10 protein-coding genes and 1 riboswitch are annotated in these 13,209 nt (G+C 34.4%); of the genes, 3 read left to right on the top strand and 7 right to left on the bottom strand.

The features are described from left to right. Window positions 1-66 precede the first annotated feature (66 nt). From M4L39_RS09625 to M4L39_RS09615, 3 genes are all read right to left on the bottom strand, one after another. Window positions 67-936 carry an SDR family oxidoreductase gene (locus tag M4L39_RS09625; protein WP_021339749.1) on the bottom strand — a complete coding sequence of 290 codons (870 nt, stop codon included), beginning with the start codon at window positions 934-936 and terminating at the stop codon, window positions 67-69. Between the two features lie 178 nt (window positions 937-1,114). Next, window positions 1,115-3,004 carry an ABC transporter permease gene (locus tag M4L39_RS09620; protein WP_277581814.1) on the bottom strand — a complete coding sequence of 630 codons (1,890 nt, stop codon included), beginning with the start codon at window positions 3,002-3,004 and terminating at the stop codon, window positions 1,115-1,117. Next, window positions 2,994-3,755 (bottom strand): ABC transporter ATP-binding protein, encoded by a 762-nt coding sequence (locus tag M4L39_RS09615; RefSeq protein ID WP_277581813.1) that lies wholly within the window; start codon window positions 3,753-3,755, stop codon window positions 2,994-2,996. The genes M4L39_RS09620 and M4L39_RS09615 overlap by 11 nt, the downstream gene beginning before the upstream one ends. Before the next feature lie 207 nt (window positions 3,756-3,962). On the opposite strand from M4L39_RS09615, the gene M4L39_RS09610 reads away from it, so the two are divergent. The 3 genes from M4L39_RS09610 (at window position 3,963) to copZ (ending at window position 8,243) form a co-directional block, all read left to right on the top strand. Next, window positions 3,963-5,414 (top strand): SulP family inorganic anion transporter, encoded by a 1,452-nt coding sequence (locus tag M4L39_RS09610; protein WP_277581812.1) that lies wholly within the window; start codon window positions 3,963-3,965, stop codon window positions 5,412-5,414. A gap of 181 nt (window positions 5,415-5,595) precedes the next feature. Beyond that, complete coding sequence (locus M4L39_RS09605) at window positions 5,596-7,980, top strand: heavy metal translocating P-type ATPase (RefSeq protein WP_277581811.1); 2,385 nt, start codon at window positions 5,596-5,598, stop codon at window positions 7,978-7,980. 56 nt (window positions 7,981-8,036) lie between these two features. Beyond that, entirely contained in the window at window positions 8,037-8,243 is a 207-nt protein-coding gene (gene copZ / locus M4L39_RS09600; RefSeq protein WP_277581810.1) for a copper chaperone CopZ, read from the top strand. 89 nt (window positions 8,244-8,332) lie between these two features. Here the strand turns inward: copZ and M4L39_RS09595 are convergent, their stop codons facing one another. The 4 genes from M4L39_RS09595 to M4L39_RS09580 form a co-directional block, all read right to left on the bottom strand. Further along, entirely contained in the window at window positions 8,333-9,337 is a 1,005-nt protein-coding gene (locus M4L39_RS09595; RefSeq protein ID WP_277581809.1) for a D-lactate dehydrogenase, read from the bottom strand. A gap of 20 nt (window positions 9,338-9,357) precedes the next feature. Next, the gene (locus M4L39_RS09590; RefSeq protein WP_277581808.1) at window positions 9,358-10,515 is read right to left on the bottom strand and encodes an aminotransferase class I/II-fold pyridoxal phosphate-dependent enzyme; all 1,158 of its coding nucleotides are present in this window, start codon (window positions 10,513-10,515) and stop codon (window positions 9,358-9,360) included. A gap of 61 nt (window positions 10,516-10,576) precedes the next feature. Next, window positions 10,577-10,685, bottom strand: a riboswitch (SAM riboswitch). Between the two features lie 140 nt (window positions 10,686-10,825). Further along, entirely contained in the window at window positions 10,826-11,566 is a 741-nt protein-coding gene (locus M4L39_RS09585; protein WP_277581807.1) for a transglycosylase, read from the bottom strand. Window positions 11,567-12,092: 526 nt separating this feature from the next. After that, window positions 12,093-13,136 carry a PTS transporter subunit IIC gene (locus tag M4L39_RS09580; RefSeq protein ID WP_277581806.1) on the bottom strand — a complete coding sequence of 348 codons (1,044 nt, stop codon included), beginning with the start codon at window positions 13,134-13,136 and terminating at the stop codon, window positions 12,093-12,095. Window positions 13,137-13,209 lie beyond the last annotated feature (73 nt).

The raw sequence follows: 13,209 nt of genomic DNA, 5'->3' as shown, positions 1-13,209 counted from the left end.
AAAACAGCGAGTCTCTTTTCAATAGGAATCTCGCTGTTTTACTTTTCTTAATATTCATCTATAAAATTATGATGTCATATAATCTCCGCCATTGACATGGATGACTTGTCCAGTAATATACGAACTATCTGCGTACGTTGCTAAAAATACATAAGATGGTGCCAGTTCAGCTGGTTGTCCTCTACGTTCCATTGGTGTATCAGAACCTTGGTTTTCAACTTTGTCTTCTGTGAATGTTGCTGGAATTAACGGTGTATAAATTGGTCCGGGTGCCACTGCATTGACACGAATCCCTTTTCCAATCAACGTAGTTGCTAATGAACGTGTGAATGCAACAATCGCGCCTTTTGTTGCTGAGTAATCTATAAGATGCCCCGAACCTCTATAAGCTGTCACGCTCGTGGTATTAACAATCGCATCACCATCACTTAAATGTGGCACTGCGGCTTGAGATAAAAACATCATTCCAAAAATATTCGTTTCGAATGTTTCTTTTACTTGTTCTGGTGTGATATCTTCAAAGTTGTCTTTAGGAAATTGAACGCCACCATTATTAACTAATATATTGAGTCCACCAAAATCATTTACGACTTTTTCAATTAAATCTTGTGATGATGCCACATCTTTCAAATCATGTGCATAGGCTTTTGCTTTTACGCCTAAAGATTCCAAACGATTTACTACTGCTTCTGCATCTTCATGTTCATCATAATATCCAATCGCAACGTCTGCGCCTTCTTTAGCATATAGTGTTGCCACTGAACGCCCAATACCTGAATCTCCTCCGGTAATCAAAGCAACTTTCCCTTTCAATTTTCCACCACTTTTATAATCTTTCATTTCTGAAAGTGGCTGTGGATTCATATCTTTTTCAATTCCTGGCTGTCTATCTTGTGTATAACCTTTAATTTGTTTATGAAATTCAGTTAAGTTCATTTGTATACCTCCATTTTTACGCTTGTTACTTGCTAGATACCACTTCAGAGCACATGCAAACATTTTGAATTTTTAATTAGTTTTGGACAATACAAAATAAATGCATTAACAACACACTATAACAGTGCCGCTATAGTGTGTTGACTTACCTTTAAAATTATTAATTCATTAATTGGATTTAGATAGAATGTTTAATGATTCTACTTGAATGAATAAATGACATCATTGCAAATATGCAATAAACTATTGAATATGCACCCATAACAATATAGACAGGTAACATATTTGTTGTACTGAGCATCAACATAAATGCCTTAGCGGCAAAATATGCATGTAATAATGAGACAGCAAGTGGCAGCCCAAAATTAAACATTACTTTAAGTCCTAATCCCTTAAGCATATCACTATGTGTGTATCCAATTTTGCGTAATATACGGAAATTGGGTATCTCATCTTCTGTTTCATCCATTTGTTTAATATATATAATGCAGCCTGATGCTACTAAAAATGCTAATCCTAAGAATGATGTAACAAATAGTAAAATACCTGCAGAGTCATTCAATTCTTGACGTACTAATTTTTGAGGATAGATATCAGGATGAACTGAATGGGCGATTTTATTAGCTTCTTTCCAATTATTTTGATTTTTTAAATCGTAACCATATTGGGCACGTGTTTCATCGCCCTGTGGTTTCAATTGATTATATTGCTGTTCACTTATGAGTAATACAGGTGAAGCAAAGCTGACATCGTTTTGAAAATCCACTTCTTTTTTAGCATCAATCACTTGAAATGTTTGAGCCGGTTTAGTGTCAAATTGAATTTTTGTATTTAAATTGAATTTCATTATACTTGCGGATGAAGCCATGTTCATCATTTTCGCTTTATGATCCGTAATATCTTTGTCATTAAAATACTTATTACTTGTTACAAACATTTTATCAGTCTTACCAAAATTACTACTATAATCATAAAAATTCTCTTTAGTTACCTTTAATTCAGTAACTTCTTTGTATACTTTGGTATAACCTATATCTTTTTGTTTTAACTCACCTTCAAATTGTTGTGCTTGCTTATTTTCCAAGAAATTAAAATCTTGTGGTGAGGATTGCTTTACCGTATCATCAATTGTTGACTTACTAATTGCGCCAAAACATAGCACGGTTACAGTAACAGCAGATATTGTCGCTATTATTGTGAGCGACAATGCATTTTTCTTCATTCTGTGCATAATAGAAGATGTAAATACAACATCAGTTATAGAAACGTTACCATTTTTTGAATTTTTCAATGTTTTAAAAATTAGCGACACTGAACTTCTAAAGAACAGATATGCACCTATAATAGTTAAAAATAGAATGGCGAAGGGTGCAAACATTAATTGCTCAGCGAATTTGCCAAACAGTTCAGTAGACATGTAATAACCAAAAGCAATCATGGCTATGCCTAAGATACCTGAGATAACTTCAATAACTGTCATTTTAGATTGAGTTACTTCAGATTTTGTACTATCATTCATCATTGATAATATACTACGCTTACGTAAAAAGATAAAACTTTGTGCCATAATCAAGAGGAAAGACACGATAATTAATAAAAAGGTTTGAGTAACAGCTGGAAATTGGAATGTTAATGAAACACTCGTGTCTATACTTAATACCTTGAGCACAATCATTAGAAGTATCTTCGAACCAAAGACGCCAATGACTATGCCAATCAATCCTGTTATCAAAAACATTGCCGCTTGTTCAATTAATAATATACGCAAAATATTTTTTCTAGTTAAACCTATCAATTGATATAAGGCAAACTCGCGTGTACGTCGTTTTATAAATAATTGATTCGCGTACATTAGAAATATGAGTATGATTGCAAATAAGAAATATGAGCCTACTTCAGAGCCCTTTCTAATAATCGACATTGAATTTACATTGTTTATACTCTCTGTATACTTTAATGTAACAAAACTAAAATATAATACAATACTGACAATTAATGAAAATATATACATCGCGTAATGCCGTATGTTTTGTCGGAAGTTCTTAATTATGATTTGATTAAAACTCATTTGCTACACCACCCAAGGCAGTTTGCATATGAATGATATTTTTATAAAATGCTTGATTCGAGTCATCACCTTGGTATATTTCCGAATGGACACTACCATCTTTCAACATGATGACACGATTGGAATAACTTGCTGCGACTGGATCATGTGTCACCATTACAATCGTTGCATCTATACTTTCATTCAAATCTTCAAGCCTATTTAGAAGATCTTGTGCACTCTTTGAATCTAATGCACCAGTAGGTTCATCAGCAAAAATAATAGCAGGTTTATGCACTGAAGCACGTGCTGCAGCAGTACGCTGTTGTTGGCCTCCAGAAATTTCACTCGGATATTTATGACCTAGTTCATGAATGCCTAGCGCTTTTGTTACTTCATTATAATTATTTTCTTTTTCTGCTTTAGACATTTTTTGAATCGATAAAGGAAGCATGATATTTTCTTTTACCGTTAATGTGTGTAATACACTATAGTTTTGAAAAATAAAACCAATCTCTTTTTTACGAAAATCTGCTAACGCTTTGTTGCTCATGTTATTTATTTTATTACCGTTAATTTCAACTGTGCCACTCGTTATATAATCAATCGAACTTAGGACGTTTAAAAGTGTCGTTTTACCAGAACCTGAAGGCCCCATTATGGTAACAAATTCCCCTTTTTCAATTGAAAAATCAATCCCTTTTAATACTTCTTGTTGCTGATGTCTATTACCATACTTTTTTGTTAGTCCTTCTACTTTTAATATCGACATATTTGTTCACTCCTCATCATCTTTTTCTCTATATAACTATCATAGCTAATTAATTTTTTCTTTTCGTTTGTTATAACTAACAAAAAGCTATTTTAAAATGACAACTTTGTCACTTATATGTAATTTATTTAGTTCTAATTTTTAAATCTACACTTTTGTCATATGATATAATAGTCTGATTGAATTTTAAATAAGGAGTACAAGAAGATGTTAAATAAACTTAAACGAGAATGGCTCACTGCTCCGGGAACCAATATCCTAGCTGGTATCCTTGTGGCGCTTGCGCTCATTCCTGAAGCCCTCTCATTCTCTATCATCGCTGGTGTAGATCCTATGGTAGGTCTATATTCTTCATTTATTATAGCAGTTGTTATTTCTTTTGTTGGTGGTAGACCAGCAATGATTTCAGCAGCTACAGGTTCTGTTGCCTTAGTCATTGTGCCATTAGTAAAAGATCATGACGTTCAATATTTACTGGCAGCGACAATTTTAATGGGTATTATTCAAATTATTTTTAGCATTTTAAAAGTAGGACGTTTAATGAAGTTTATCCCAAACTCTGTCATGATTGGTTTCGTTAATGCTTTAGCTATTCTCATTTTTATGACACAAATTAAACATATATTTGGTATATCGATACCTACATATTTATTTGTTATTGCTACACTACTAATTATTTACTTATTGCCACGCGTATTTAATAAAATTCCCGCACCACTTATCGCAATTGTTTTACTTACTACTGTCTATTTAATGACTGGCGCAAAAGTCGAAACTGTTGGTGATTTAGGACAAATCACACGTTCATTGCCACAATTTTTCATTCCAGACGTGCCATTTAACTTAGAAACATTACAAATTATTTTCCCTTATTCTTTATCTATGGCTGTTGTAGGACTTGTAGAAAGTTTATTGACAGCTCGTATCGTAGACCAAGCAACTGATACGTATAGTAGTAAAAATAGAGAATCTCGTGGACAAGGTATTGCCAACTTAATTACAGGTTTCTTTGGCGCAATGGGTGGCTGTGCTATGATTGGACAATCCGTAATTAACGTTCGATCTGGTGCAACGACACGTCTTTCTACTTTTACAGCTGGTGTATTTTTGATTATTTTAATTATCGTGTTTGGCGATTGGGTCGTTCAAATTCCTATGCCTATATTAGCTGGTATCATGATTATGGTATCTGTAGGAACGTTTGATTGGCGTTCATTCCAATTTATGAAAAAGGCGCCCCGTACTGATGCATTGGTCATGGTGCTCACTGTAGCTATTGTGCTATTCACGAGTAACCTTGCATTAGGTGTTCTCGTTGGTGTCATTGTAAGTGCCCTTTGTTTTGCTACAAAAATTTCAAATGTTAATGTAGATTACGAAGAAGTCGATGATTCAATTCACTACAAAATCAAAGGTCAAATTTTCTTTGTCTCTATAGATTCTATGATGAATCAACTTGATTTAGAATTGCGTAATAAGACAATTTACTTAGACTTTAGTCAAGCTCATTTATGGGATGATTCCGCAGTTAATGCGATTGATACCTTAATAGAAAACTATCACAAGAAAAAAAATACAATTTATGTACAACACCTCAATAAAGACAGTCGTAAAATTGTCTCTGAATTAAGCAAAGTAAACAAACAACATCTTTTATAAAATATTCATCTCTGAGATTGAAGTATCGGTAAGTTTAAAAAACTAAGCCCTTACTTCAATCTCTTTTTTCAAACACAAAAATTGACTTTTATACCTAACGGGGGTATATTAAAAATATAGAACGTTAAACAAACACTTTGTCACTAATATTTAATTACATATATGGAAGGAGGTTCTCTTCATGGCTGAGAAGAAAAAAACAACTTTAGGCATCACCGGTATGACTTGTGCCGCATGTGCAAATCGAATAGAAAAAAACTTAAATAAAATAGATGATGTAGAAGCAACTGTGAACGTTACAACAGAAAAAGCCACGGTGACTTATAATCCTGAATCAACAACAATAGATGACCTTGCACAATCGATTGAAAAAACAGGTTATGGCGTCTTAACCGAAAAAGCAGAACTCGATGTTATCGGCATGACTTGTGCCGCATGTTCGAATAGGATTGAAAAAGTATTAAACCGTGACGCTGGCGTTGAACATGCTAATGTCAATTTAACTACTGAAAATGCAACAATTGCATACAACCCAGAAATAACTTCTATTGATGATTTGATTAAAAAAATTCAAAAAATAGGTTATGATGCGAAGCCGAAACAAGCAGCTAGTGAAAAAAGCTCACAAAAAGAGCAAGAGTTAAAGCTCAAACGTATTAAACTTATTATTTCAGCGATTTTAGCAGCACCCTTATTACTAACAATGTTTGTGCACCTTTTCGGTATGCAAATTCCGCATATTTTTATGAATCCGTGGTTTCAATTTGCATTAGCAACACCCGTTCAATTTATAATCGGTTGGCAATTTTACGTAGGTGCCTATAAGAATTTACGCAATGGCTCTGCCAACATGGATGTACTTGTCGCCTTAGGTACAAGTGCCGCATACTTCTATAGTTTATATGAATTGATAAAATGGCTAAGCCTTATAAATTATACACCGCATCTATATTTTGAAACGAGTGCAGTGCTAATTACATTGATTCTCTTCGGAAAATATTTAGAAACGCGCGCAAAAACACAAACTACAAATGCTTTAAGTGAATTGCTCAACCTTCAAGCAAAAGAAGCACGTGTGTTACGTCATCAAGAAGAGTTAATGATTCCATTAAGTGAGGTTGTACAAGGTGATTACCTTATCATTAAACCTGGTGAGAAAATACCTGTAGACGGTAAAGTCATCAAAGGAACCACTTCTATAGATGAATCTATGTTAACTGGTGAATCTATACCCATTGAGAAAGTTCAAAATGATAATGTCATCGGTTCCACAATGAATAAAAATGGGTCTATTACCGTAGAAGCAACTAAAGTTGGCAAAGATACAGCGCTCGCTTCAATTATTAAAGTTGTAGAAGAAGCACAAGGATCTAAAGCACCTATTCAACGTCTTGCTGACATTATTTCTGGCTATTTTGTGCCGATTGTAGTTGGCATTGCTTTACTCACATTTATTGTATGGATTACACTCGTACAAACAGGACAATTCGAACCTGCATTAGTTGCTGCAATCGCAGTACTCGTAATAGCCTGTCCTTGTGCACTTGGGTTAGCTACGCCTACTTCTATTATGGTAGGTACTGGAAAAGCTGCGGAGACCGGTATTCTTTTTAAAGGTGGCGAACATATTGAACGTACACACCAAGTCAATACTGTTGTATTAGATAAGACAGGGACAATTACAAATGGTAAACCCGTAGTCACTGATTTCGATGGTGATGATGAAGTGTTACAACTACTCGCAAGTGCAGAAAAAGGGTCTGAACATCCTTTAGCTGAATCTATTGTGAATTACGCTAAAAAGAGTGATATACCCTTTTTAGAAGTAGAACATTTCGAAGCAATACCTGGCCACGGTATAAAAGCGATAATTGATGGTAAATCATTAGACGTTGGTAATCGCAAATTTATGACAGAACAAGAAATTGCAATAAATAGTGCAGAAACACAATTATCACGCTTTGAGCAAGATGGAAAAACAGCCATGATGATTGCCATAGATAACGAATTAAAGGGAACGATCGCTGTTGCAGATACTGTTAAACCTTCAACAAGTGAAGCAATTCAGCAACTTCATGATTTAAATATTGAAGTCGTAATGCTCACTGGAGATAACGAACGTACCGCACAAGCTATTGCAAAACAGGTAAGCATCGATACCATCATCGCTGAAGTACTACCTGAAGAAAAAGCCTCGAAAATTGTGGAGCTACAAGACCAAGGCAAGACGGTAGCCATGGTTGGTGATGGTGTCAATGATGCGCCAGCACTTGTACAAGCAGACATTGGTATTGCAATTGGTACAGGTACAGAAGTTGCCATAGAAGCTGCTGACGTTACAATACTTGGTGGCGACTTATTATTAATTCCAAAAGCCATGAAAGCCAGTAAAGCTACGATACGTAATATACGTCAAAACTTATTCTGGGCCTTTGGTTACAATGTGGCTGGTATACCAATCGCAGCCTTAGGATTACTTGCACCATGGGTTGCAGGTGCTGCAATGGCGTTAAGCTCTGTAAGTGTCGTTACTAACGCACTGAGACTTAAACGCATGAGATTATAATCCATTTTTGAAATAATCATAAGAGAGATATTCATTATTTTAAGGAGGTGATTTGTATGACTGCAGAAACAATTAAAGTAGAAGGCATGAGTTGTGATCACTGTAAACAAGCAGTAGAGTCAGCACTTACTAACCTTGATGGTGTTACCACAGCAAATGTTAGCCTTGAAGAAAATAACGTTAAAGTAGATTATGATGACAACAAAGTCGAAATGTCTCATATGAAAGAAGCAATCGAAGACCAAGGTTATGATGTAAAATAAATAAATAGATCGCAAATATAGTGGACGCCTCATCTCTGATGCGCCCACTTTTTTATTCCTATTCATTTTAATATTGCGTTAAAACCACTTTATAAATTATTGACACGAAGCCCTGTATCACCCGTGTTTAATACTTCTAATGTTGCATCTAGTGCATCCACAATTAAATTTTCAACTGCTGCATCTGTATAAAATGCAATATGAGGAGACACAATAACATCTTGTCGTTCAATTAATTGAGTTAAAATATCATCTTTAAGTTCAGTACCTCTTTGATCACTAGGGAACAATCCTTTCTCACCCTCATAAGTATCAAGCGCTGCACCTTTTAACGTTCCATTATCCAACGCTTCTATAAGTGCACTTGTCTTTACAATCGTGCCACGTGCACAGTTGATAAACACAGCGCCCTTCTTAAATGCTTTGAATAAATCTTCATCAAATAAATAATCATTTTCATTAGTAGCTGGAATATGAACAGTGACAATATCTGCATCTTTCACAGCTTCAGTCACACTCTCTTTATAAGTTAAATATGTTTGGCATGTTTCATTCTGTTCAATATCATATGCCACAACTTCAGCATCAAACCCTTGAGCAAAAATTTTACCTACAATAGAACCAATGCGTCCCGTACCGATTACGGCGACTTTTAAATCTCTGATAGAACGTGATAATATTCCTGGTTGCCATCTAAAATCATAAGTTGCTGTTTTTTGTTGGATATCATTATAATTGCGAATTAAATTGAGTGCTTGAGACACCGTATATTCTGCAATTGAATGTGGCGAATATGAAGGTACATTTGAAATAATCAAATTATATTTTCGAGCTAAATCTAAATCATAACTATCAAAACCTGCACTTCGTTGTGCAATTTGTTTAATGCCAAAATCATGTAATTTTTTGTATACTGCTTCATCTAATGGAATTTGCTGTGATAAAGATAAACCATCAAATCCTTCTACACGATCGACTGTATCTAAAGTAAGTAAATCTTCATCTAAATCAACCTCTACTTTGTTTTTTGTTGCCCATGCTTCTATGTATGGAATATCTTCTTCACGCACGCCAAAAAGTTTGATTCTTGTCATTTAAATTCACTCCTATTTTATTATTGATAAAGGGGTTTAAGCGATTGAATACGCTCTGCCGCTTCCATTAATACTTGATCATCAAGCGCCAATGAAATACGTACATAGTTCCGTCCGTGTTCACCAAAAGGTATACCCGGTGCAACAAGAATAGATTGTTGTTTCAATAAATAGTCAACAAACGCTTCACCATCGTATTCAGGTGGTGTTTTCAACCATAAAAAAATGCCACCCTTCATTGGTTCAAAAGGTATATCCACTTCTTTTAGTTTTGCTTCAAATTGATTTCTACGTCTTTTAAATGTTTCATTTTGTTCTTCTAAAAAATCATCATAATGATTCAATGCATAAGTAGCTGCATCTTGTAACGCACCGAACATGCCAGCGTGTGTATGGGATTGGTATTTCTTTAAGGCTTGTATTATGTCTTTATTCCCTACTGCAAAACCCACTCGGAACCCTGACATATTATAGCCTTTAGATAATGAAAAAATTTCTACTCCCAATTCTTTCGCGCCTTCAGATTGCAGCATACTCGGGTTCTTACCATCAAAACCAAATGCACTATATGCAAAATCATGAACAATTTTAGTTTTCGTATTTTTAAATTTTGCGACAGCTTCATCAAATACAGACTTTGTAGCTACTGAACCAGTTGGATTATTAGGATATGTTAAATAAACTAGACGTGTATTGGACAGCACATCTTTATCTACTTTATTCCATTCAGGTAAATAATGTGGTGGTTTAAGTACAAGTCGCTCTGGCTGCGCATCAGCCAACATCACTCCCGCCAAATAATCCGTATAACCTGGATCTGGTAACAAGACATTCTCTCCAGGATTAACAATACATGTTGGTAGGCCCACTAAACCATTCTTCGTTCCATATAGAATACAAACTTCATCTTCTTTATCTAATTCTACTTGGTACTGTCTTTCATAAAAATCTACAATTGCTTGTTTCAAACTATCTTTACCATGAAACGCTACATACTTCTGATTCTCAGGAAGACGTATCGCTTCAGCAAAGCAATCAATAATACCCTTTGGCGTTTCTCCATCAGGAATACCAACTGCCATATTGATTAATGGTAATGGGCCATGTTCAACCTTTTGCCCCATCGTTTTTCCAAAATAACTATCGGGAATTTGCGCTAATCTATCTGAAATTGACATTAAAAGTCCTCCTATATAAAAAACTATATACCCAATGAAGTGGCATATAGTTTTCACATGTCACCTATCTATCAAGTCATGTCACTTGTTGGAAGTAGCACAGTACTTACGACATAAGTCTGCTGCTGAAGTCTCATAGGGCCAAATCCCTCAACTTCTCTGGATAAGTTTTTAATTATTTAATTACCTTTAATTTTATCAGAATATTCGCCCTTGTCAATAAACTTTGAGGCATCTAAAAAAGAGAGTGACTCTTGTGAGTCACTCTCTAATCTATATCACTAAATTTTATGATTTAGTGATTTGAATCCTACCACCAGTTATTTTGAGAACGGAATGAAAGTGCTTCATCAATTGAACCATAACGTTGTTCAGCATAGTTAATCATACCTTGTGTTTGTGTAGCTACTGAACCAGTACCCCAAGCTTCTTTAGTTTGGCCTAAACCTCTGTAACCTAATGGGTTAACAGCATTTGGATTACCACTTGATTCAGGTAATACGATAGTATTCCACATAGCTTCTGTACCACCAGCAGCTAAGAATTGAGCTTTAACTGATCCACCAGTTGAAGCAGCTGAAGATTTTGCAGCTTCGTAAGTTTTAGTTGTCGCACTTGTTTGTGTAGTTGAAGCTTTAGGAGCTGCAACTGGTTTAACGTCAACATTACTTGATTGTTGTTGTGTACTTACTTCGCTTGCTGATTTTTCGTTAGTGTTAGTAGTTGCTTGTGTGCTAACATCTTGTGTTGTATTTGTAGTTACGTTAGAAGATGCAGTTTGAGCACCTGCTACATCATATTCCCATGACCAAGTTTGACCGTCTGAAGTGAAAGTATATTCATAACCGCCTAATACGAAATCATAGTTGTACGCACCAGCGTGTAATGGTTTTTCATTTAATTCTGCAGCACCACTTTGTGCTAATTCAGCTAAATGCGCTTTGTCGATATTTTCTTCTGAAGCGTGAGCTTGATTGTGGTCTGCTGTTGCTGCGTATCCTGTTACACCTAATGCTACTGCTAATGATGATGCTAAAATTGTCTTCTTCATAATTAAAAAATCCTCCATTTAAATCTTTTTAAGTAAAATTATATTTTCGTTAATTAAATTATCCTATGTGCTTCAAGCAATTAATTTTTATGTTTTATTTTTTCGCCACAAATAATATACCATAAATTTCGATTAATTATATTACACTATGATAACAAAACATTACAGATAGACCCTTTCTTTGTAACATTGAAATATAATCGTTTTGTTTTGTAACGCTCAAAACAAATAAAATATACTTTTCATATACCTCTGAATGTTATTATATTGCGCTTTATATCAATTTTTATACTAATTTTTTATATAGTCTGAAATATTACAAATCCTCTTCTGTTACCAAACTGTAAAATAAAAATTCAACATAAAAATTATACTTTAGTGTGAAATTCGCAATATATTTTGTCGAAATAAAAAAAAGACCACTGTTATGTGGCCTTTTAGATCATCTAAATATATTTTTAAAAATCCATTTGAATACTACTTATGACAAATCTTTACGTATTTTACATTTAAAACCTACAACATTTTATGCTAAGAATTTATAAATATTACTATCATATAGTTTTAATACCTTCATATAGAAAATATTAATTAAGTAACCCATAATAAATGGAACTACAAAGAATGCGATAAATACAAATAATAAATTCATTAATATCGAGTCTTCCATAAATTTAAAAGCACTAATTGGTCCTACAAGTCCAATAATACCAAATCCAGCAGATTCTTTTGTACCCTCTATACCAATAAGTCCACCTACAAATCCTGTGATAAGTGCGTTTGTAAAAATCGGTAGTAAAATAATAGGATGTCTTACCATATTCGGTATCATCATTTTAACGCCGCCTAGAAAAATCGTAATCGGCACGCCTGCTCTATTCATTTTAATTGTTCCTGCAACAAGAACACCTTCACACGCTACAATACCAAGCGAAGCAGAACCAGCTGCTAGGCCACTTATACCTATAGCTAACGCTGTAGCCACTGTAGATATAGGTGAAATAATTATAAAACTGAATGCAAGTGCAATAAGCATAGACATTAATATAGGTTGTAATTCTGTAAATGAATTTACTAGATTACCTATACCTGTAGTAATCATTTGTATGTATGGCAGTATAAGAACGCCTATAAAAGCGGCTAATCCTCCAACAATTGTTGGTAAAATAATTAGCGTTAAGCTACCAAAACGTTCTCCTACTACTAATATAAAAAACACTGCAATTGCTGCAGTAATCATTGTATTAATTAAATCCCCAACGCCTACAAGCATCCATATACCATCTTTGAATTGTGCAACGCCACTACCAACAAATGCCGAACTGGCAACTACTGCTGTAGCCAATGGCGTTAGATTGAAGCGCATTGCAATCAAAGCTCCGACAAGAAGTGGCACTGTAAATTGTATACTTTCTACAACTTGTAACATTGTTTCGAATATTGGATACTTCGGTGAAAGAACTTTAAATAGTTCACCTAAAATTGCATTTGGAATCAGACCTGCAACAATTGCTATTGCTACACCTGATAATACATTATTAATAAATTGTTTCGGACTGATTTTCATCATAGCAGTTCCTCCTAAGTTGTAATAATTACTAATATATCATATTATTTTAATTTTCAGAATATTAATTAGTAAT

The organism is Staphylococcus equorum, assembly GCF_029531845.1.
Classification (GTDB): Bacteria; Bacillota; Bacilli; order Staphylococcales; family Staphylococcaceae; genus Staphylococcus; species Staphylococcus equorum_C.
The sequence above is the reverse complement of the archived record's forward strand: the minus strand, read 5'-3'. Positions and strand labels throughout refer to the sequence as shown.